23 protein-coding genes are annotated in these 21,396 nt (G+C 51.2%); all 23 read right to left on the bottom strand.

What is annotated here, in order from left to right; genetic code table 11:
- Positions 1-1,014: 4-hydroxyphenylacetate 3-hydroxylase N-terminal domain-containing protein (locus B2U90_RS09345; protein ID WP_292017629.1), on the bottom strand; the 1,014-nt coding region annotated here is incomplete at its 3' end.
- 163 nt (positions 1,015-1,177) lie between these two features.
- On the bottom strand, positions 1,178-1,951 hold the full coding sequence (locus B2U90_RS09340) for an IclR family transcriptional regulator (protein ID WP_059076799.1): 774 nt from the start codon (positions 1,949-1,951) through the stop codon (positions 1,178-1,180).
- 154 nt (positions 1,952-2,105) lie between these two features.
- On the bottom strand, positions 2,106-3,512 hold the full coding sequence (locus tag B2U90_RS09335; protein ID WP_075582021.1) for an FAD-binding oxidoreductase: 1,407 nt from the start codon (positions 3,510-3,512) through the stop codon (positions 2,106-2,108).
- Between the two features lie 103 nt (positions 3,513-3,615).
- Positions 3,616-4,950: an MFS transporter gene (locus B2U90_RS09330; protein WP_075582020.1), complete on the bottom strand. Its 1,335-nt coding sequence runs from the start codon at positions 4,948-4,950 to the stop codon at positions 3,616-3,618.
- A gap of 509 nt (positions 4,951-5,459) precedes the next feature.
- Positions 5,460-6,551 carry an elongator complex protein 3 gene (locus B2U90_RS09325; protein WP_292017628.1) on the bottom strand — a complete coding sequence of 364 codons (1,092 nt, stop codon included), beginning with the start codon at positions 6,549-6,551 and terminating at the stop codon, positions 5,460-5,462.
- Between the two features lie 45 nt (positions 6,552-6,596).
- Positions 6,597-7,310: a ribonuclease III gene (rnc, locus tag B2U90_RS09320; RefSeq protein ID WP_059076796.1), complete on the bottom strand. Its 714-nt coding sequence runs from the start codon at positions 7,308-7,310 to the stop codon at positions 6,597-6,599.
- A gap of 14 nt (positions 7,311-7,324) precedes the next feature.
- The gene (fabF, locus tag B2U90_RS09315) at positions 7,325-8,578 is read right to left on the bottom strand and encodes a beta-ketoacyl-ACP synthase II (protein ID WP_059076795.1); all 1,254 of its coding nucleotides are present in this window, start codon (positions 8,576-8,578) and stop codon (positions 7,325-7,327) included.
- Between the two features lie 31 nt (positions 8,579-8,609).
- Entirely contained in the window at positions 8,610-9,566 is a 957-nt protein-coding gene (locus B2U90_RS09310; RefSeq protein ID WP_172793345.1) for an NAD(P)H-dependent flavin oxidoreductase, read from the bottom strand.
- 73 nt (positions 9,567-9,639) lie between these two features.
- Positions 9,640-9,885 (bottom strand): acyl carrier protein, encoded by a 246-nt coding sequence (locus B2U90_RS09305; RefSeq protein ID WP_059076793.1) that lies wholly within the window; start codon positions 9,883-9,885, stop codon positions 9,640-9,642.
- Positions 9,886-9,924: 39 nt separating this feature from the next.
- Entirely contained in the window at positions 9,925-10,668 is a 744-nt protein-coding gene (fabG, locus tag B2U90_RS09300; RefSeq protein ID WP_059076792.1) for a 3-oxoacyl-[acyl-carrier-protein] reductase, read from the bottom strand.
- Position 10,669: 1 nt separating this feature from the next.
- The gene (fabD, locus tag B2U90_RS09295) at positions 10,670-11,611 is read right to left on the bottom strand and encodes an ACP S-malonyltransferase (protein WP_059076791.1); all 942 of its coding nucleotides are present in this window, start codon (positions 11,609-11,611) and stop codon (positions 10,670-10,672) included.
- Between the two features lie 21 nt (positions 11,612-11,632).
- Positions 11,633-12,625 (bottom strand): beta-ketoacyl-ACP synthase III, encoded by a 993-nt coding sequence (locus B2U90_RS09290; RefSeq protein ID WP_059076790.1) that lies wholly within the window; start codon positions 12,623-12,625, stop codon positions 11,633-11,635.
- Positions 12,609-13,634 carry a phosphate acyltransferase PlsX gene (gene plsX, locus B2U90_RS09285; protein WP_075582019.1) on the bottom strand — a complete coding sequence of 342 codons (1,026 nt, stop codon included), beginning with the start codon at positions 13,632-13,634 and terminating at the stop codon, positions 12,609-12,611. Before plsX ends, B2U90_RS09290 begins: the two co-directional genes overlap by 17 nt.
- A 13-nt stretch (positions 13,635-13,647) precedes the next feature.
- Positions 13,648-14,190, bottom strand: a complete 543-nt coding sequence (fapR, locus tag B2U90_RS09280) for a transcription factor FapR (RefSeq protein WP_059076788.1) — start codon at positions 14,188-14,190, stop codon at positions 13,648-13,650.
- Positions 14,191-14,337: 147 nt separating this feature from the next.
- Entirely contained in the window at positions 14,338-14,568 is a 231-nt protein-coding gene (locus B2U90_RS09275) for a YdbC family protein (protein WP_059076787.1), read from the bottom strand.
- A 129-nt stretch (positions 14,569-14,697) separates the two neighbouring features.
- Positions 14,698-15,537, bottom strand: coding sequence for a YitT family protein (locus B2U90_RS09270; protein WP_292017627.1), 840 nt, complete (start codon positions 15,535-15,537; stop codon positions 14,698-14,700).
- The gene (locus B2U90_RS09265; RefSeq protein WP_059076785.1) at positions 15,534-15,950 is read right to left on the bottom strand and encodes a hypothetical protein; all 417 of its coding nucleotides are present in this window, start codon (positions 15,948-15,950) and stop codon (positions 15,534-15,536) included. The genes B2U90_RS09270 and B2U90_RS09265 overlap by 4 nt, the downstream gene beginning before the upstream one ends.
- A gap of 14 nt (positions 15,951-15,964) precedes the next feature.
- Entirely contained in the window at positions 15,965-17,206 is a 1,242-nt protein-coding gene (locus tag B2U90_RS09260) for a DUF3084 domain-containing protein (RefSeq protein ID WP_059076784.1), read from the bottom strand.
- Positions 17,207-17,343: 137 nt separating this feature from the next.
- Positions 17,344-18,432 carry an LPS export ABC transporter permease LptG gene (lptG, locus tag B2U90_RS09255; RefSeq protein WP_059076783.1) on the bottom strand — a complete coding sequence of 363 codons (1,089 nt, stop codon included), beginning with the start codon at positions 18,430-18,432 and terminating at the stop codon, positions 17,344-17,346.
- Positions 18,433-18,444: 12 nt separating this feature from the next.
- Positions 18,445-19,164, bottom strand: coding sequence for an LPS export ABC transporter ATP-binding protein (lptB, locus tag B2U90_RS09250; protein WP_059076782.1), 720 nt, complete (start codon positions 19,162-19,164; stop codon positions 18,445-18,447).
- Between the two features lie 8 nt (positions 19,165-19,172).
- Positions 19,173-19,907 (bottom strand): LptA/OstA family protein, encoded by a 735-nt coding sequence (locus B2U90_RS09245; RefSeq protein WP_059076781.1) that lies wholly within the window; start codon positions 19,905-19,907, stop codon positions 19,173-19,175.
- 3 nt (positions 19,908-19,910) lie between these two features.
- Positions 19,911-20,471: an LPS export ABC transporter periplasmic protein LptC gene (gene lptC / locus B2U90_RS09240; protein WP_234995341.1), complete on the bottom strand. Its 561-nt coding sequence runs from the start codon at positions 20,469-20,471 to the stop codon at positions 19,911-19,913.
- Positions 20,440-21,381: a lysophospholipid acyltransferase family protein gene (locus B2U90_RS09235; RefSeq protein WP_072235730.1), complete on the bottom strand. Its 942-nt coding sequence runs from the start codon at positions 21,379-21,381 to the stop codon at positions 20,440-20,442. The genes lptC and B2U90_RS09235 overlap by 32 nt, the downstream gene beginning before the upstream one ends.
- Positions 21,382-21,396: the final 15 nt, after the last annotated feature.

Below are 21,396 nucleotides of genomic sequence, written 5' to 3'. Positions count from 1 at the left end.
TTCGTTCAGGTGCTGCATTTCGATAATCTTGTCTTTGATGTGCGATGCCTTGGCACAACCGTTATAATCGGCTGCCAGGGCCGCAGCCCCGATGAGGACGTCGCCTACGCCGACTTTGCAGCCGCCATAGGACTGACGGTGATATCCGGCAAAGCGTTCGACCATCATGCCGGCAAATTCCACTTCGCCGTTGAGGAAGATCTGGTCATTGGGGATAAATACGTTATCGAAGATAACCAGTGCTTCCGTGCCGCCGAATTCGGGGTTGCCCGTATCCATGGGAGCTCCTTCCAGTTTCCGCGTATCGCAGGACTGACGGCCGACGATCATGAAAATGCCTTCGGCATCGGTCGGACAGCAGAAGGAAATAGCGTAATCCTTGTCATCTTCCCGCATGGCGATAGTCGGCATGACGATGACTTCGTGGGAGTTGATGAAGCCTGTCTGATGGGCTTTGGCACCGCGTACGACGACACCGTCGGGACGGCGTTCGACGACGTGGAGATACAAATCGGGATCATCCTGGGCATGAGGAGCCTTGCCGCGGTCGCCTTTCGGGTCGGTCATGGCGCCATCGACGGTAAAGTCATTCTGCTGTACCCGGGTGAGGAATTTCTTGAAGTTTTCATGATAATGAGTGCCGTATTTCTGGTCGATTTCATAGGTCGTGGAGAATACGGCGTTGGATGCATCCATGCCGACGCAGCGCTGGAAACAGGCTGCCGTCTTCTGGCCGAGGAGACGCTGCATCCGGACTTTGTTGATGAGGTCCTGGGTGCTCTGGTGGATATGGGTGAAACGGTTAATCTTTTCACCGGTCAGGGACGACGTAGCCGTCATGAGATCTTCATATTCCGGCATCTGGGCCAGATCGTAGGTCATGCGGACCGAGTTCAGGGACGGACGCAGGATGGGGTCATCGACGACGTTGTCGATTTTTTTGCCGAACATGTACACCTGCAGGTTGAGCTTGCGCATGCTTTCGATATACTGTTCACCAGTCATTAATGCCATGAGTATAACCTCCTAACAAAAAAAATTACAAATATTTGTTATACGAATATACGTTTATAATTCTTAATAAAGAACTTTGTTCCATATTTTGTGCATTTAGAAGCAGGCAGGCGGTTTGCTTCGCACTGCAAGCCGCGTCTGTCTGCTTCTGATTGTTGTTTTATTATAAATACCCAAGACGCATGCTGATTTCCTGTGCTTTTTCCTTGACTTTGCGGCGAAGGAACCGCAGGTAGGAAATGGTTGCCTTGCTGGCCAGGACACTGATACTGATGGCCGCGACGACTTCCTTTTCCCGGTTGTAAACGGGAGCTGCAATACAACAACCTCCGAGGATATTGCCCTGATCATCAAAGGCGTATCCATAGCGCCGTACCCGGCGGATTTCCCGGTAGAGCCGTTTTTTATCGGTAATTGTGTACGGTGTATACTGTTCCAGTGTAACGGGATCGATGAGTGCGTGCAGTTCGTCATCGGGAAGAGATGCCAGCATGACCAGGCCGCATCCCGTCGCATGGGCACCCAGTTTAAAGCCGATATTGAGGACAGAGCTGACTGCCTTGGCCGACGCCTGTTTGCCGATAAAGATAGCAAACCGTCCTTCGCGGATGACGGCGTGGGTCGTTTCTCCCGTCTCTTCCTGGAGCGACTTTATGCCCCTCGTCAGTTCGACGGAAAAATTCGTCGTACTCATACACTCTGCAGAGAGCGCCAGCAGGGCCAGCCCTGGATAATACACCTTCGATTCCGGATCGTATTGGACGTATCGTTTCTGCATCAGTTCCTGCATCAGGTAGGATAAGGAACTCTTGGGAATCCCCGATGCCTTCTGTATCATAGTAAACGTCGGGGCTTTTTCAGCCTGTACGACGATTTCCAGCACATCCAGCGCCCGGGCAGCGGAACGTACGATGGTACTATTGCCTGATTTAACCATATATAACCTTCTTCCTTAATGAAGTTCAATATATCGAACATCCCCTTAGGGGACATTGTATCATCGCTCTATTTTTCTTGTCAAATAACGAGTGGCAATACAACGGGAAAACAAAAGGTGTACATGGCCTCACTACAGGTGGAAAAATGAATCGTTAGTCACCAAAATCGAAAATCTTGGCCGGATTGAGGATGAGGTTCGGATCCAGTGCTTTTTTGATGGCTTCCATCATGCCCAGTTCGACAGGATCAGTAAACTTCTTCATTTCAGCTAACTTCCGCAGGCCGATGCCATGTTCGCCCGAGAGGCAGCCGCCCAGACTGTAGACGAAACTGTACAGCGTATTATGGTACTGCGGGATTACTTCGTTCCATTTTTCTAAGGACATATCCATCTTCAGGGCGTTGACATGGATATTGCCGTCGCCAATGTGGGCCGCGACCGTCGTTGCGATGTTGTACTGTTTTTCGATTTCCGGCAGTTTAGCCATGAGGTCGGGAATCTTGTCCACGGGTACGACGATATCTTCTGCCAGGAAGACGAGGCTGTCGTTACGGGCAGCTTCACCGTTGCAATAGCGGGCGTTCCAGATACGGTCGTCAGCAACCAGCGTTTCTGCGGCGTGGTTGTTCTGGCAGATTTCATCGGCTGTGGCTACACGGTTATCGAGGTCATCCTGGTCATAGGAATCGACGGTGACGATGATATAGTTGCCGTTTTCTTTGGAGTACGGCAGATCCATTTTCAGGAACCGTTCGGCACTCTGGATGGCATTGGTATCGAGAAATTCGATAGCCGTCGGCTGTACACCCGCTTTCTGCAGCTGGTTCGGTACGGCCAGGGCATCGTTGACATCCTTGAAAATACCTACCAGATCGAAATGGAACGGTGCAATCGGACGCAGTTTCAGACAGATTTTCGTGACGACGCCCAGCGTGCCTTCACTGCCACAGATGAGTTTTTCCAGAGCATAACCGGTCGTGTTCTTCTGTAGCCGTTTGCCCACGCGGGTGATTTCGCCAGTCGGGGTGACGATTTCCAGCCAGTATACCTGGTCGCGGGTCGTGCCGTATTTGACGACGCGGCTGCCACCAGCGTTGGTAGCAATGTTGCCACCGATTTCACTGGATGCTTTGGAGCTGGGGTCACCGGCATAGTAGAGGCCGGCTTCTTTAGCCGCTGCCTGTACAGCCGTCGTGATAGCGCCGGCTTCGGTAATCATGTACAGGGCATCTTTATTGACTTCAATGATTTTATTCATCTTTTCCAGGCACAATACGATGCCATTGTATACGGGAACGGCACCGCAGGCCAGGCTGCTGCCGCCGCCACGGGGTGTAACCGGAACCATGTACTTATTGGCCAGCTTCATGATAGCTGCTACCTGTTCGGTCGTTTCCGGGAATACAACGACTTCCGGTGTATGGAAATAAATGGGGTTCGACTCCTCATCGGTCTTGTAGGCATCGAGTTTTTCCGGATCGGTAGTCATATTGTGTTTGCCCAGAAGAACTAATAATTCATCGAGTAATTCCTTTGAAACTTTGTTATAACGAGCCATGATAGTCCTCCTATGTGGTAAAGAGGCATGCCTGTTCCGACTGTATTTCTGAAGCGGCATGCCTCTTTTTAGATTCTATTGCATACACACAGTGTATACTAGATTATTCCATACCAATTTTCTTATTGTAGTTGATAAGAGCTGGCAGGACACCGAGAGCAACAGCCAGTGCCACGAAGAGCATCAGTGCCCAGTAATAGCTGCCCGTTGCACCAACGATAAGACCGACGACGATTGGGACGATAGCGCCACCGAGGTTACCAAACATGTTCATTGCACCGCCAACAGCACCGCTGTGTTTGCGGTCTGTGCACAGTGCCGGCAGAGACCAGTAGAGGCAGCCGCACCATTTTTCAAAGAACATAGCAACGGAAAGGAAGGCTACAGCAATGTATACATCCGTTGCGGCCGAAAGGAGATACATGGGAATGGCGATGCAGATGCCGAGGACCGGAAACAGACGGCGCATGATTTTATTGCTGTCTGCCGAATTTTTACGCCATTTATCAGTCAGGGTACCACCGACGATTTCGCCGACAACACCTACCATGTAGATAACGAAGATAGCCCAGCCAAGACCTTTGATATCGAGGCCGTGTGTAGCGTGAAGGTACAGAGCGCCCCAGGTCATCAGGCCATACCAGAAGGAGTCATACGCACCGAAACCGAGGCACAGACTCCAGAAGCTGCGGGATGTCATGTATTTGCTGAGCGTGCTGCCCGTAGAGGTATTACCCGTTTCAGCCTGCATAGCGGAAAGAGATTCAGCATCTTCTTCTTCAAATGCTTTGCGGAGGTATTCCCGTTCAGCTTCGTTGCAGCGCGGGCTGTTTTCCGGAGTGTGGGACATGAGCGGTTTGCAGGCCAGGACGACCAGAATGGTGAGAACCCCGGCTGCCATGAGGGCGCCGCGCCAGCCATCGAGGAAAGCTACAAATACAGCACAAAGAGGAGCGCCGATAGCATTGCCTACAGCCGATCCGGAATCGAGAAGAGCCGAACCTTTGCCACGTTCATTTTTTGTCAGCCATACGGACTGTAATTTACCGCCGGCCGGATAAATCGGAGCTTCGGAAATACCGAGGAGTGCGCGGATAGCGATGAACAGCGAACTGCTGGTGATGAAGCCGGTAATAATCTGGAAAATCCCCCATAACACGCCTGTACCGACGATAACTTTCCCCGGCTGGATTTTATCGCACAGCCAGCCGCATGGTATCTGCATTAAGACGTAGCCCCAGAAGAAAGCACTGAGGATGACACCGACCATTTCCGGTGAAAAGCCCAGATCTGACTGGATAGCCGGCATGAGGACGGAAATGACAGCACGGTCAACATAGTTGATGGAACAGAGAATGAAAATTGCAATAAACACCTGCCAACGTACGTTCGTCGGCTTCTCAACGAGAACTCCTGTCTTAGAATCAAGCGTTGCCATAATAAAACCCCTTTCACAATTAAAGTTGCTATACATGACAGATTCTTTCATACTATCTGCCTTTATCTTTCTAACGGTTTCCCCTGTCCGGACTCTGGAACCCCGTTAGTGCTAGCCTGTTCTTTATTACGAACTTAATTCTGTATTTCGAATATTTTATTAGGAGTTCATATTATTGAACTCCTTTCTTTATTTGGAACATTTTCTATGCTTGTATTCTAGCACGGGTCAACTGCCCTGTCAATGACATTTCTTCATTTTTTAAATTTTATTTAGTAATTCTTTCTATTTTGACATACGAGTATTATTGCTCTTAATTTAATTAATATTTTTTCGCTTATTTTAAAATATGATAAAGTTTTCATATAGTTATTCCTTGTTATTTTCATCATTTACCATAATAAAACATCCCTTATCTTTTTCACATAATGAAAATATCATACGAAAACGAGGACGGATACACAACTATTTGCTGTGTATCCGTCCTCGTCTTACACTATAACGTTACGTTAATCGTTTATTTCTATGATAGAACACCGGCCCCGATTCGTATCGATGAGCCACGTTCCCCCATCCGTCTTCACCTGGATATGATACAGGGGGACCGCGTCGTCTTCTTTCCAGAGAAATTCACGTCCATAGCGCAGGCGCGAACGGTGTACCGTAACATTTCGGATGCCCCGTACGCGGCTCGTATCGCGGCGATTATAGGAAATGACACAAGTTTGTCCGGGACAAGCTGGCAGAATCTGATCCAGTACACGGAACAGCTGCAGCTGATACCGCCTGGTATCGACCATTTCCCCCATGGCCGGCGTATAGGCTCCGGCCAGTACCTGGGCCGGGTCATCGAGATTTTCCGTTGCCTGCAGTCCTGTACGAATAACTTGAATACCCTTAGAAAGGAACTGCTGCTTCATATAGGCCGCGCGCTGCACTCCTTCATGGATAGTCAGCGCCTGGTATTCCCCGTTCTGCCAGCTGTCTGCCAGTTCCGTACCAGCAATGACTACTACGGGATAAATGCGGGCTATATCCGGCTTCAACCGGCAGATGGCATCGGTCGTCCGGATCAGGCTCTGCCAGTCCTCACCAGGAAGGCCCGGCATGAGCTGATGTCCTACGGTGAACCCATACTGGCGCAGGAGCGCCGTAGCGTCTTTTACCTGCGCCGCCGTATGCCCGCGTCTGGCCCGTTCAAGTACGACATCATCCATAGACTGTACGCCCAGTTCGACCGTCGTCATGCCATAGCGCTGCAGCCTCTCCAGGATAGGTCCGGTAATGCAGTCGGGCCGGGTCGAACAGCGAATGGCATCGATACGGCCTTCCTGCAGTGCTTCATAAGCCGGTTCCAGCAGGCTTTCTTGCAAGGAGCCGGGAATAGCCGTAAAACTTCCACCATAAAAGGCGGCTTCCCAGTGACGTTTTTCTACACCCCGGGTATATGTATCGATAAGATTGCTGACTTCGCTGGCATCGGGTACTCCCTCATGTCCCGTTATCCGCCACTGATTGCAAAATACGCACCGGTAGGGACAACCGATATGAGGAATAAAAATGGGGATGATCGATGTACGCAGTCTTTCTTTTTCCATCATGATGCTCCTGTTCTTATAAAAAAAATGTGGCCCGAAAGCCACATTTTACTTTATACCACCTAATTTTTTCAATGCTTCATGAGCCGCATGCTGTTCGGCATCTTTCTTGGTTTTTCCTTTTCCTTCGCCCAGAACCGTACCGTTCACCGTGACTTCCATATAGAAGGTCTTATCGTGATCCGGCCCTTCTTCACGGCAGAGTTCATAGACGATATGCTGCTCACCATCACGCTGAACGAATTCCTGAAACAGTGTTTTATAGTCTTTGCCATAATTGCCACTTTTTACCAGATCGAGATATCCTTTCAGCTGGTGAAGGATAAAGGCACGGGCCTCACCATAGGAATGATCGATATATACGGCGCCGACGACGGCTTCGAAGGCATCGGCCAGGATACTGGTCCGCGTCCGGCCGCCGGAGAGCTGTTCGCCCCGTCCCATGAGCATGTAGTCGCCCATATGATACGAGCCAAATACGGAAGCCAGAGGCATTTCACTGACTACACTGGCCCTGGCTTTGGAAAGTTCCCCTTCCGGCATGTGAGGATAATGCATGAACAGGTATTCGCCAATGACCAGGTCCAGAATGGCATCACCGAGAAATTCCAGGCGTTCGTTAAAGTGGACATGGCGGTTCTTATTTTCATTGGCATAGGAAGAATGAGTCAATGCCGCATCGAGGAGCTGCAGGTTGCGGAAGGCAGGCAGCCCCAGGACGGCGATACATTTCTCAAGTTGTGCTTTTCGTTCCGGTTTCATTACGAATGCATCTCTTATTCTGCATACTTCTTGAACAGAAGGGTAGCATTGTGGCCGCCAAATCCGAAGGAATTGGAAATAGCCACCTTGACATCGGCATCTACAGCCTGACCCGGTACGTAATTGAGACCGAGTTCTTTCAGTTCATCTTCCGGTTCGATGAGGTTGATTGTGGGATGTACGTGACCGGTAGCAATGGTCAGTGCGCAGGCAATGGCTTCGACAGCACCGGCAGCGCCCAGGAGATGCCCTGTCATGGATTTCGTCGAGCTGACCAGCATGTCCCTGGCATGGTCGCCGAAGAGACGGGCGATGGCCTTGGATTCATTGAGGTCATTGAGATGCGTGGACGTACCGTGGGCATTGACATAGTCTACATCGTCCGGAGTAAGGCCGGCATCCTTGACGGCGAGAGCCATGCATTTGGACTGCTGGATGCCTTCCGGAGCCGGAGCCGTAATATGATAGGCGTCGGCATTGCTGCCATAGCCGCCAATTTCACAGTAAATATGAGCACCCCGTTTTTTAGCGTGTTCCAGTTCTTCCAGGAATACGATGCCGGCTCCTTCGCCCATGACGAAACCATCGCGGTCTTTATCGAAGGGGCGGGAAGCGTGTGCCGGGTCATCATTGCGGGTACTGAGAGCCTTCATGGCCGCAAAACCAGCTACGGCACCGGGGGATACGGCAGCTTCCGTGCCACCGGCTACAGCTGCGTCGAGTTCGCCGCGCTGGATCATGCGGTATGCCGCGCCGATGGAATTCGTCCCCGTTGCACAGGCGGTGACGACGCTGGCGCAATGGCCCTGGAGACCGAAGATGATGGATACCTGGCCAGATGCCATATTGCCAATCATCTTGGGTACGACGAACGGGTTGACCCGTGACGGACCTTTGGCAAATAATCCCTTGTAGAGATTATGCAGCGTTTCCATGCCGCCAATGCCGGTACCGACAATCGTACCGATACGGTCCCGGTCTTCTTTATCCAGATCGACGCCGGAATCATCGATAGCCAGTTTGGCTGCTGCAACGGCAAATTGGGTAGAAATGTCCATGTGCCGTGCTTCTTTGCGATCAATGTTGTAGTCTGCCGGGTCAAAATCTTTGACTTCACCGGCAATGCGGGCCGCGTATTCCGTCGCATCAAAATGTGTAATCGGGCCAATACCGTTCTTGCCGGATAAGAGGGCGTCCCAAAAAGTATCTTTGCCGATGCCCACCGGGGATACGACACCCAGACCGGTAATTACTACACGTTTTTCCAAAGTGTTCACCTCATCCATAAAAAGTTCGTGATTAATCGGGAATTGCTTCTACTTCCCGTTTCAGATATGCAAATATTTCCTTGACCGGCAGGATATCGTGGATTTCCTGCATGCGCCGGCCGGAAAATACGAGACCAGTTTCGACATCTCCCTGCTGAGCCCGCGTCAGAGCGCGGATGATGCAGTACTTATGGCTGCACTTCTTGAGGCAATGGTCGCACGTAACCGGCTTGGGAGCCGTTCCCAGAAGCACCCGTTCCGAAAAAGGCGTACGGATAGCCTGACCCGGCAGCCCCACGGGGCTGTGCACGAGAATGAAATCTTCCGGGTTGTTCGCACGGAGATAGACTTTTTTCAATTCATCAGAACCATTCGATTCAACGCTGGCAGCAAAACGGCTGCCCATCTGTACCCCATTGGCGCCGAGACGGAGCATTTCTGCTATATCTTCGCCGTGGAGAACGCCGCCGGCACCGATGACCGGAATATCTACGGCAGCGCGTACTTCCGGCACGATGAGCCGGCTGGAACGGTTCGTGCCCAGATGCCCGCCTGCTTCTGCGCCTTCTACGACGACAGCGGCAGCGCCGAGGTTCTGGGATATTTTAGCTAGTTTAGCCGAGGAGACAATTGGCACAATCGGGGTACCCGAAGCGCGGCCCCAGGCAAACATATCCCGGGAAAAGCCAGCCCCTGCTACTACTAGATCGATTCCTTCTTCAATAGCCGTCATTACGATGCCCTTGAAATCACGGGCCGCAACCATGGCATTTATACCAATAATCCCCGTTGGCGCAAGTTTTCTGGCCAACCGGATTTCATATCGTATTTCATCATATGGCATGCCGGAGATGGCAATCAGGCCAATACCGCCTTCATTTGCAACAGCTGCCGCTAAGCGGGCAGTAGACAAACGTATTGCCATGCCGCCCTGGACGATTGGCACTTTGGCTACAAGCTTACCTATATGTAATTCTGGCAGCTTCACTATAGTTTCCTCCATTCAAGATACCATCCGGGGAAAGACCTGCGCCTCTCCCCATCTGGCTCTTATTGCATACTTACGCTTTCTTTTCCTTTTCGATGTAATCAACTGTATCTTTAACAGTTTTGATTTTTTCTGCCACATCATCAGGGATTTCGATATTGAATTCTTCTTCGAAAGCCATGATCAATTCAACAATGTCCAAGGAATCAGCGCCTAAATCATCAATGTACGCAGCGTCCATTTTGACTTCTTTTTCGTCAACGCCTAACTGTTCAACAACGATGCTTTTTACTTTTTCAAAAGTAGCTTCTTCGCTCATTTCCAATTCACCCCCTTTCAGTGTGCTAATTGTATTATATTACATTACCATGCCGCCGTCCACGTTGAGGACCTGGCCTGTAATGTATTTAGCCTGATCAGATGCAAGGAATAAGACGGCCTGCGCCACATCATCGGCTGTAGCCGGGCGGCCCAGCGGGATGGAGCGGAGCATGTCTTCCTTGGCCGAATCGGGAAGTCCGGCAGTCATGTCTGTTTCTACGTAGCCGGGAGCTACGGCATTGACACGTATATTGCGCGATGCCAGTTCTTTGGCAACGGCCTTGGTAAAGCCGATGATGCCTGCTTTGGCAGCGGCGTAATTGGCCTGGCCGGCATTGCCCGTTTCCCCGACGACAGAGGACAGATTGATGACGGCCCCCTGACGCTGTTTCATCATCAGCTTGGAAACAGCTTTCGTACAATGATAGACACCGGTCAGATTCGTATCCAGGACGGCCTGCCAATCCGCTTCTTTCATGCGCATGAGCAGTCCGTCACGGGTGATTCCGGCGTTATTGACCAGGATATCTACGGAACCAAACTGGGTCTTGACGGCTTTGACCATATCCGCCACAGCCTGTTCGTCAGCTACATCGCACTGGAACACGGCAGCAGCTGCGCCCAACGCTTCGGCCTGCTGCTTCGTTTCTTCTGCAGCTGCCGTATTGCCGGCGTAGACGATAGCCACATTGGCACCTTCCCGGGCCAGCAGCAGGGAGACGGCACGGCCGATGCCGCGGGAACCGCCTGTTACAATCGCAGTTTTACCTGTTAAAAGCATTTTATCTGACCCCCTGGAAAAATTCAAGTGTTTTCTGTAAGGACGGGATATCTTCTACGTTTTCACTATGGATTTTGCGGTCAATCTTACGATTGAAGCCGCAGATGGTCTTGCCGGGGCCGACTTCGACGAACGCTTCAGCGCCGAACTGCTGCATGGTGTGCGTGCAGTCGATCCACAGAACCGGGCTAGCCGCCTGTCTGACCAGGGCTTCCTTAATATCGGCAGCCTTTGTTTCCATCTGTCCGTTCACATTGGCTACGACAGGAATCTGTGCATCGCGGATGGTAATCGTATCGAGGACTTCCGCCAGGCGCCGGGCAGCCGGTTCCATGAGGGTGCTGTGGAAGGGGGCACTGACATGGAGCATGACAGCGCGGCGGGCACCGGCCGCTTTCAGGGCATCGGCCGCTGTTTCTACGGCTTTGGCAGAACCGGCAATGACCGTCTGGCCCGGGCAGTTGAAATTGACCGCTTGGACGACGCCGCCCTGGGCAGAAACCTGGGCACAGATTTCCTTGATTTTTTCGTCATCGAGGCCGAGGATAGCTGCCATGCCGCCTTCTCCGAGGGGAACGGCTTCCTGCATGAACTGGCCGCGCAGCCGTACGGTGCGGACGGCATCGGCAAAGCTCAGCGAGCCGGCTGCTACGAGGGCGGAATATTCGCCGAGGCTGTGGCCGGCAGCGATATCCGGTGTCAGTCCTTCCTGCTGAAGGACGCGGCAGCAGGCCGTGCTGGCCGTGAGGATAGCCGGCTGGGTATTGCTGGTCTTCATCAGTTCTTCATCAGGACCTTCAAAAATCAGCTTGGTCAGCGAAAAATGCAGGGCATCATCAGCTTCTTCAAACAGTTCTTTTACAACGGCATAATTGTCGTATAAGTCTTTGATCATGCCCACTTTCTGGGCACCTTGTCCGGGAAATACAAATGCAGTTTTCAAAGGAATCACCTCAATTCTTTTTTAGTACCATTTCATGACGACGCTGGCCCAGGTCAGGCCGGCACCAAAACCGGCGAGGCAGACAATGTCTCCCCGTTTCACCATCCCCGTGCGGACGGCTTCGTCCAGGGCGATAGGGATGGATGCACCCGATGTATTGGCATATTTTTCGATGTTGACGTATACCTTTTCCATAGGCACATGCAGGCGTTTTGCTGCCGATTCGATAATGCGCATGTTGGCCTGGTGAGGTACGAGGACATCAATATCTTTCTTTTCCAGTTCCGCCCGCTGCAGTGCCAGTTCGGCTGCATGAGGCATTGCTTTGACTGCAAATTTATAGACTTCCCTGCCATCCATGACGGCATAAGCCGATCCGTCGGCGCGGCGCGCATCCGTAACAGGGTTGGCAATGCCACTGCGGATGGTCAGGAAATCGCCGCCGGTACCGTCGGCACCCATGGCGCCGCTGAGGATGCCGTATCCCGAGGGAACGCGGCCGATGACGGCTGCTCCGGCACCATCGCCAAAGAGGACGCAGGAGGAGCGGTCTTTCCAGTTGATGACCCGTGTCAGGACTTCTGCGCCGATGACCAGGATATGGTCATACATACCGTTTTCAATCATCTGGGAGGCAATAATCGATCCATAGGCAAAGCCGGAGCAGGCTGCTTCCAGATCGAAGGCGGCGGCATTAACGGCTCCCAGATTGGCCTGGACGATGCAGGCTGTGCTAGGCAGCATCTTGTCTGGTGTCAGGGTGCACACGATGATCAAATCGAGATCTTCCGGACTGACTCCGGCCATTTCCAACGCTTCTTTTGCCGCGCCCGTTGCCAGATCTGACGTGTTGACCCCTTCGGGGGCTACATGCCTGGCACCGATACCGGTACGGCTGCGGATCCATTCATCGGATGTATCCAGAAACGTTTCCAAATACTCATTCGTCCAAACCTGTTCGGGCACACAATGCCCGGTGCCGAGAATCCCTGCCGGATTAGCTTTCACTATCATATTCCTGAACTCCTTCTTCCTCTATACTATTGCGGATATGTCCTGTCACATCCTGCTGTACCAGTTCACCGGCAACGCGGATGGCATTTTTAATAGCCTTTGCCTTGGAACTGCCGTGGCAGATAATAAAACTGCCGTTGACTCCCAAAAGCGGAGCCCCTCCATATTCCGTAAAATCCAGGCGTTTCTTCAGCGATTTCAGTGCAGGATAAATCGCCAGAGCACCTAGTTTTGCAATAAACCCACTATTCTTTATGGCCTGCTTGACCAGCCGGTAGATGAACATAGCCATGCTTTCACCAAACTTCAGTATGACATTGCCGACGAACCCGTCGCAGACGACGACATCTACCGTGCCGTTGGGGATATCCCGTCCTTCGACATTGCCATAGAAAGAAATAGTCTTTAATTTTTCCAGCAGCGGATAGGTGCGCTGGCATAATTCATTGCCTTTCGTCACTTCTTCGCCGATATTCAGCAGGCCGACCTGTGGCTTGTCTATGCCCAGGATGTACTTGGCATAATGGGATCCCATGATAGCCGCTTCCACGAGATGTTTCGGCTTGCTGTTGGAATTGGCTCCCGAATCGAGCAGCACTGTAATTCCCTTTTTGGAAGGAATCGGCGTAGCGATACAGGGCCGTTCTATGCCGGCGATCCGCCCCAGTCCCAGAAGGGCTGCCGTGACAGCCGCCCCCGTACTACCCGGAGCTACGACGGCATCGCACTGTCCGTCCCGTACGAGCCGTGTCGCCACGACAATAGAGGCATCTTTCTTTTTACGGACTGCCTGCACGGGATGTTCTCCCATTTCGATTACTTCACTGGCATGGACAATAGACAGGCGGTCACTTTCTTTCGCGTCATATTGCTGCAGCACCCTCCGTATTTTCTGTTCATCTCCGACGAGTACTACATCGTATTTATATTCGCGTACGGCGTGAATTGCTCCCAGAACGATTTCTTCTGGCGCATAATCCCCGCCCATAGCGTCTACAGCTATTTTCATTACTCTATCTCCGTTATTCCAAAGACTCTACGATAAACTTTGCCCGGAATACTTCTTTGGCATTCTTGCGTATCTTCACCCATACATAATATTTCTGATCTCTCTGACGGATGACTTCAGCCCGTGCGACGAGCCGGTCCCCGACAGTTACGGGCTGCTTATATTTTAAGTTGGCAACGGCGATGATACAGACCGGAAGATTCAGGACGGCTTTCGTAAGGGAATCCGCCTGGGCATATAAATACCGTGACTGTACGACATGTGCTGCATCCACCATGTCTTCAGTAGCCATCATAATGGATATCGCATCTTTACCAACATTGCATTCAATCAGGTCCCCCATGACATCTGTTCGGTGTTGCTGGGCCTGTGCTGCTTCGGCGCGCTTTTTTATGCGCATGCGAAGCTCTGGTATCCCCAGGGCCATCCGGTCCAGCCGGATAGTCGCCACGCTGACAGAAAATTCTTCCGCCAGTTCCTCGTCATTGATGAAGGGATTTTCCTCAATGCGGCGGGACAGGAGAGCGTGTCTTTTTTCTCTGGCTATACGAACCATTCCATCACCTTTATGTAAATTATGACCAAGTATTAATAGTACATACAACAGAGATTATATAATGTTTCTTCTTCTTTTGCAAGCAAAATAAAAGTATGCTTTCGTCATTATCCGCACTGAATCTGAGAAAGCATACTTCACACCCCTTTAGTATTTATCAAAATCCATCTTATCCAGAATATTACGAAGTTCAATCAATTCGTCTTTTGTCAGGGTAATCCCTTTGGTCATGGCCTGATAATCAGGATCCCACGAGCGAAGGTCGAACTTGGGCGGCCGATTGTTCCAACTGATATAGGTCAGCTGTTTGTGCCAGCCATCCTTATTTTCTGATAAGGTCCCGCAAATATCTTCAATATTAAAATTCAATTGTGCCATTTCTCTGCCTCCTGTGCGAGAAGCTGTCCTGCATGCTTCTTATATTAATATATAACTATATATGCAATTATTTTATATGATATAGCATCTGTTGTGTTTCGTCAACCAAAAGTGCCCCCATAAACCGTTTTACTCATGGTTCTTTTTCCCTTTGAGCAGACCGCCCTGGGTCTCGCGTATATCAAATATCGTAATAAACGCCCGCGGATCTATCCGTTTTACCACGTCCTGCATTTTGGTGATTTCCAGACGGGAGACGACGCAGTACAGAATCAAGGTCTGCTTCCGCGTATACGCTCCTTCTCCGTGCAGGAGCGTTACAGCCCGTCCCATATCCTGGGTGATGACCCGGGCCACTTCGTCATGCTTTGCCGAAACGATGAACAGTCCCTTCATTTCATCGAGACCGTTTACGACGACATCGATCATCTTATAGGCAATGAAATAGGCTACCAGCGAATAGAGGGCACTGTCCACACCAAAAACAAAGATGGCCGATCCCAGGATGAACAGGTTGAAAAACATGACGATTTCCCCGACGGAAAAGGGAGAAATCTTTTCAGTGATGATGGCCATGATTTCCGTGCCATCCAGAGAACCGCCCCAGCGGATGATCAGCCCTACGCCGAGCCCCATGATGATACCGCCGAAAATAGTCGATAAAAAGGGGTCATCCGTCATGGGGGACAGATGGAGGAAACTGCTCCACAGCGAGAGGCAGAAGACGGAATAGAGCGAAAAAAAGGTAAAGCGCAAACCGATTTTACGGTAACCGATGACGAAGAAGGGAATGTTCAGGGCGACGATAAACACACTGAAGGATATGCCCGTCACATGGGCTGCCATGAGGGCAATCCCGACGACGCCACCATCGATGACATTATTGGGTACCAGGAACACGTGAAGGCCGCAGTTATATACCAGGGCTCCAAAAGCCAGTCCTATAGCGCGTAGTACGTATTCAATCATGAAAGACCTCCCAGGGATTTTATATACCGCTGTCCGATGATCCAGGCCACAAAGTCATCGACCGGTTCCGGCGGATATTGCAGGGACAGAGGGACCAGACGGCGCCAGCCATGGCGGGGCGTATACTGCCAGTACAGCTTTCGCCCCTCTACAGTAGTAAACTTTTCGTCGATGAGGGAAAAGGTCACATCCGGTGCTTCTTTGCGTATCCATTCTTCGGCAACGGGCTGAAGATGACGGTGGTTCGTACCATTTCCCATGACAATATGCGTAAAAGCATACTTTTTATACATCTCCCGCAGATGACAGGAAAGGTCCCCGGTAGGTATGATCTGACGGCAGACCAGGCTGCCATCGGTGCCAAGGACCGCTGTCCCCGTCTTTTCTGATCCGGGATCGATTGCTAAAATCATGAATCCTGCTCCTCTCACGGTGTCCCATAGGACCGGACGGCTATGTCGATGTTCATCGGCCCCGCCGTGTAAATATCCGTACGGGCTACGGCCCGCAGGATGATATCGCCATCGCCACAGGATTTAATCCGCTGGATCGTATCGAACATTTCCGTTGCCGTCAGCGACCCCACGTTGCCTGTCAGCGGGTCGGGCAGGATGCCCTTGCCGACGGCTTTCTGATTGACTTCATGGAGGAAGCGGAAGACGATGTATTCGGCACTGCCATTGACATCGGAAGAGCGGAAATGTTCTTCATAGACGATTTCATTTTTATGATAAATGAGCTGGTTATCGAAGGTTTCCAGATGGACCAGCGCCGGTTCCCCGAGGATGATATTGCCCGCAGCCGTAAGGCGGATCAATTTACTGCCCCTAGCGGCATGCAGCGTCTGGACCGTCTGGTCGATTTCATCCTGCGAAATATAGAGCACGACGGCATTTTCATTGGTGATGCCCAGTTGTTCCCGGATGCGGGTATTGGTCTGGGCCAGCATTTCTCCCAGAGAAGCCCGGATCTGGCTTTCATCGGCATTGGCATCGACGACTTTGCTGGCCAGGACTTCACCGACGCGGAACAGTACCTGCCCTTCCCGTATATCGGTCATTTTATCGTTCAGTAATTTTATGCGTTCATCAAGCAGGCCGATGGTGTGATTCATGCGTGCCTGCGTCGCTTCCAGTTCTTTATTTTCTGTGTTAAGCTGCGTATTGCGGGCCATCATTTCATCGCGGGCCACCTGAACGATGGTCAGTTGACGGCTCACATCATCGCGGGCGGCCTGGGTCTGCTCCAGATCCAGCTGTGTCACCCGTATGCGGTCGTTGGCATCGGCCAGCTGCTGTTCCTGATGACGGAGCAGGTTTTCGTTGGCTGCCAGGAGATTGTTCTTTTCTTCCATTTCCAGTCCCAACTCCCGGGCCTGCTGCAGCAACCGGTCCCGCTGCTGTTCCAGTTCGGCCTTCTGCAGCTGCAGCTGGTGCATCCCGAACAGGGCGATGCGGACATTCTGCGAAAGGACCGACATGACGCCAAGGGTAACGGCGGCAATGCTGACGCCGGTAATAATTGTAATCAGGATAGATGAGTATTTTGGCCGCATGCCAAATAATTTTATTTTTCTTTTGCCTACGCGGGAGCCGATTTTATCACCCAGATAGGCTATGACACCGCCCATGACGGCTAAAATCAGCAGCATAATCCATCCGTATTCCATTGGCACACCTCCATCCTGTTTTTTATATTATACCATGATATGAATTCTGTCATGGCATTTTGCATCATTTCTGCAGAAATATATAAAAAAAGGCAGAGTGACCGGCAGCCCCAAGGCATACCAATCACTCCGTCTGATTATCTGGATTTGCGGTATACTAAAAATATACCGGCAATGCCACAGACGATATCCGGTAAAAAAGCGGCAATATACGGAGGAATCTTGCCCCCGTTCCCCAGGGCATTCCCCAGAGTCATAATCGTGTAATAAATGAAAATGACGACGACGCTGATGCCAAAACCGATAGAAGAACTGCCCCGCTGTTTCTGCATGCCCAGCGGTGCGCCGACAATAGCGCAGACCAAGCTGGCCAGCGGCATGGCAAAGCGGTTGTACATTTCCACTTTCATCTTATTCGTATTGACCGAATTCTGGTCGAGGAGCGATATCTGTTCCCGCAGTTCCCGTATGGTCATTTCATCAGGCTTCTTCTGGGATGCACTGACTTTATTCGGTTTCTGGGAAATAGGAAGTTCCTGATTTTTGAAGGTCATCGTCCGGGTTACCGTTTCCCCCACCGAAACATCGTAAATACGGCCTTCATGCATGACCCATTTACTGCCGTTCCAGTCGGCATAATCAGCTTTTTCCACCCGTACGAGCGTATCATTTTCAAATTCCTGGACGGTGATGTCCTTGAATTGTTTGAGGTCTGAATCGTACTGCCGGGCGTACATCAGGCTGTTGATATCATGACCCTTGACATCTTTGAGAATGATATGGTCCTGCGTCTTGGGGGCCACCTGATGTTTGATTTCCTGATTGATAATCGTATTATAGGCATTGTTGGCTTTCGGCACGACAAATTCGTTGAACGCTGTCGTCCCCAGAGAAATGATCAGGGCAGCGATAAAAATCGGCATGGCCAGGCGGACAAAATTCTGTCCTCCTGAACGCATGACAATGAGCTCGCTGTTGCTGGACAGGCGTCCAAAGGCCATGAGTGAGCCGAGGAGCACCGACATGGGAAAGGTCACGACGATAATCGAGGGCAGGGCCAGGACGAGGACACGAAAGGCATCCCACAGGGAAGCTCCGTAGTTGTTGATTAAATTGGCTATCCGATAGAGCGTACCCGTACCAATGAAAACAGCCGTAAAGGCGCAGACACCGAACAGGAACGGGCTGATGAATTCCTTTAATATATACTTATCTAATATTCTCATCGTTTCCCCCTGTTACATGGTAAATTCTTCGCCTAAGTAGAATTTCTTGGCTACGGGATCGTTGGCAATCATCTGTGGACTTCCTTCCAGGAGGATCTGCCCCTCGTTGAGGATATACGCCTTATCGACGATGCTCAGCGTTTCCCGGACGTTATGGTCCGTAATGAGAACGCCAATTCCCCGGTCCTTCAGATGACTGATGATATCCTGGATATCATTGACAGCCAACGGGTCGATGCCGGCAAAAGGTTCGTCGAGGAGGATAAAGGCCGGATCCATGACCAGACAGCGGGCGATTTCCACACGCCGCCGTTCGCCGCCGGACAACTGTATGCCCAGGCGGTTGCGCAGCTTGGTAATGGTAAATTCTTCCATGAGCGCTTCGGCCTTTTCCTTCTGCTCTTTCCGCGACAAAGTCGTCGTTTCCAGCATGGCCAGCAGATTATCTTCTACGGTCAGCTTGCGGAAAATCGATGCTTCCTGGGGCAGATAGCCGATGCCATAGGCAGCCCGCTTATGGATAGGCAGCCCGGTGATATCGTGGTCATCGATGTAAATCGACCCGTCACTGGGATGCTCGATGCCGACTATCATATAAAATGTCGTCGTCTTGCCTGCCCCATTCGGTCCCAGAAGGCCGACAATCTGCCCCTGGTCTACATGAATGCTGACTCTGTTGACGACATTGCGTTCTTTATACGTTTTGATTAAATCATTGGTCTGGATGTACATCGTTTCCCCTATTCTTCACTGCCCGGTATGAATACAACGGTAGAACGGCCATTAGATTCTACAGAATTATCTGCCAGGTGCACTTCTACGTCATTACCGCTGAGCTGGTTACCCTTCTGGGTAGCATATACATTTCCGGTCATGTGGATGACGCCATTATTCTGTCCCGGCGTCTGTGTATACACGGCCTTGTCGCCATAGGCAGTCAGTTCTTCCGCCGGCGATTCGATATGGACATTGCCCGTACCGACTGCCCGGATTTCCTTGAACCAGCCTTCGATATGGTCGGCCCACATCTGCGAGCCCTGTGCTTCCAGATATCCATGGCCCGTTACGATGCCATGGTCCTGGTCGAGATAATATTCTACCTGATCGCCATTTACCTTTTTATCGCCATACACGCCTTTGACATTGCCCGTGGCGATGAGGTAATTGCGGTTCGTCGAATGAAGTTTGTCGGCAGTCATGTGCATGTCCGGCTGCTGGGCCGTGACGTTGCCTTCCATATCGGCTTCTGCCGTTTTCAGATTATACGTAGCCACGTTCCCCGTGAGGGTTGCCTGGTCCCGTATGATAACGACATTGCCCGTCGCTTTGGCAATCTGTGTTTTGCCATTGTATTCCAGTTTATCTGCCGTCACCGATACAGAAGGGTTATCCGCGGCAATCGTAACGGCAGCGGGCAGGAGCATGGCGCTGACCATGACAGCTGCCAGGATTTTCATGCATCGTTTCTGTTTCATGCTCTACTCTCCCTTGGTTATCTTCGCATGGCCCTGCACCGTTACCTGATCCAGGGATGCGTTGGTTTCAAACGAATCACCGCTTACCGCCGTTTTATCATGGCGCGTCAGCAGCACTTTGCCGCCTTTGATAAGCCGTGTATCCATATTATAATACACACTGCCCTCAGTCTGCAATGTATCTCCTTTATCGGTCGAAGCTTCAATAGGCTGTTTCAGCTCAATGGTTTTCTTGGCCCGGTCTACGATGCCCAGTTTCGCTGTCACCGTAAGCTCAGTCCCGTCTTTTTCCCAGATTTCGGCTTTTGGGCTGGTAAAATACATTTTCTGTGTTTTGGGATCGACCTGGATTTTCTCTGATGACAGCCGCCATACCAGACGGTCCCCGTCTTTTTCTTCGATTTCCGAACCCTGGAATTCGACCAGGTCATCGCTGCGGGGCGTATCTTCTACCTGCGTCGGCGCCGATTTCATGAACCAGTATAACATGCCGGCAAATAAAATCAAAACGACTGCCACGAGAATGGCTATTTTATTTTGTATCAGTTTCTGCCGTATGTTCACTGTCCTTCACCGCTCCTTCTTTCTGCAGCGCAATGATATCTTCCGGTTCCGTGCTCCAGCGGTGCTGGAACCAGAGCCATTCCGTAGGATGTTCTTTAATGAATTTTTCCGTCAGTACTGCCATTTTTCGCGTCATGCTGGCAATATCTTCTTCCTTGTTCCCCGTATCTTCAAAATGCATGATTTCACCGATTGCCAGATGAGTGCGATGGTTTTCATCATGAATGGTAAAGACAGGGACGATGGGAGAATGAAATTTCTGGGCAAACATGGCCGGCCCTTTCGGCGTGGAACTCATTTTTCCCAGGAATGGCTGGGGCACGCCATGAAAGCCGCCGTCCTGATCGGCCAGGAACCCCAGCAGTTTCTTCCGCTTCAGCGCCCGGGCGGCAATGATCATTTCATTTCCCCCGCGGGCGAAGACTTCCAGGCCCATGCCTTCCCGGTTTTCATTCAGAAGACGCGTAATGGACGAGTTGGCCTGGTTCTTGACGATAGTCGAAGCCGGATAGCCATACATGGCCAGTGCTCCCAGCCATTCCCAGTTGCCGATATGACCGGTAAGGATGATGACGCCTTTATCTTCTTTCATGGCTTCATCGAGGCGTTCCGGATGATCGAGGGTGACGTATTCAGAAATATTGCCGGGATTCAGGTTGGGCGTATAGAGGATTTCCAATGCTGACTGGCCCAGATTGCAAAACAATTCATCTACGATGCGGCGGGCCTCTTCTTCACTGCATTCCAGTCCCCGCACAGCCTGAAAGATGGCTCTGTCATATTGCTTTTTCATAATCCGGCTGACTAAAGGACCCAGCCTGCGTCCTAATGAAATGACTGTCGGGTAGGACAGATGACGGATTCCTCTGCCAATGGCCCGCATTACGTAATACTGCCATTCCGAAAACACGATGCAGACGCTCCT

Source organism: Megasphaera sp. UBA4233 (genome assembly GCF_002395615.1).
Lineage (GTDB): Bacteria > Bacillota > Negativicutes > Veillonellales > Megasphaeraceae > Megasphaera > Megasphaera hexanoica.
The sequence above is the reverse complement of the archived record's forward strand: the minus strand, read 5'-3'. Positions and strand labels throughout refer to the sequence as shown.

Coding starts and splice junctions, on each gene's coding strand:
- B2U90_RS09275 (WP_059076787.1), bottom strand. CDS start 14,568: ATGGCACAATTGAATTTTAATATTGAAGATATTTGCGGGACCTTATCA.
- lptG (WP_059076783.1), bottom strand. CDS start 18,432: ATGAGAATATTAGATAAGTATATATTAAAGGAATTCATCAGCCCGTTC.
- B2U90_RS09335 (WP_075582021.1), bottom strand. CDS start 3,512: ATGGCTCGTTATAACAAAGTTTCAAAGGAATTACTCGATGAATTATTA.
- fapR (WP_059076788.1), bottom strand. CDS start 14,190: ATGGTTCGTATAGCCAGAGAAAAAAGACACGCTCTCCTGTCCCGCCGC.
- B2U90_RS09245 (WP_059076781.1), bottom strand. CDS start 19,907: ATGAAACAGAAACGATGCATGAAAATCCTGGCAGCTGTCATGGTCAGC.
- B2U90_RS09290 (WP_059076790.1), bottom strand. CDS start 12,625: ATGATAGTGAAAGCTAATCCGGCAGGGATTCTCGGCACCGGGCATTGT.
- B2U90_RS09265 (WP_059076785.1), bottom strand. CDS start 15,950: ATGATTTTAGCAATCGATCCCGGATCAGAAAAGACGGGGACAGCGGTC.
- B2U90_RS09260 (WP_059076784.1), bottom strand. CDS start 17,206: ATGGAATACGGATGGATTATGCTGCTGATTTTAGCCGTCATGGGCGGT.
- B2U90_RS09340 (WP_059076799.1), bottom strand. CDS start 1,951: ATGGTTAAATCAGGCAATAGTACCATCGTACGTTCCGCTGCCCGGGCG.
- B2U90_RS09270 (WP_292017627.1), bottom strand. CDS start 15,537: ATGATTGAATACGTACTACGCGCTATAGGACTGGCTTTTGGAGCCCTG.
- rnc (WP_059076796.1), bottom strand. CDS start 7,310: ATGAAACCGGAACGAAAAGCACAACTTGAGAAATGTATCGCCGTCCTG.
- B2U90_RS09305 (WP_059076793.1), bottom strand. CDS start 9,885: ATGAGCGAAGAAGCTACTTTTGAAAAAGTAAAAAGCATCGTTGTTGAA.
- B2U90_RS09325 (WP_292017628.1), bottom strand. CDS start 6,551: ATGATGGAAAAAGAAAGACTGCGTACATCGATCATCCCCATTTTTATT.
- fabG (WP_059076792.1), bottom strand. CDS start 10,668: ATGCTTTTAACAGGTAAAACTGCGATTGTAACAGGCGGTTCCCGCGGC.
- plsX (WP_075582019.1), bottom strand. CDS start 13,634: ATGAAAATAGCTGTAGACGCTATGGGCGGGGATTATGCGCCAGAAGAA.
- B2U90_RS09330 (WP_075582020.1), bottom strand. CDS start 4,950: ATGGCAACGCTTGATTCTAAGACAGGAGTTCTCGTTGAGAAGCCGACG.
- lptB (WP_059076782.1), bottom strand. CDS start 19,164: ATGTACATCCAGACCAATGATTTAATCAAAACGTATAAAGAACGCAAT.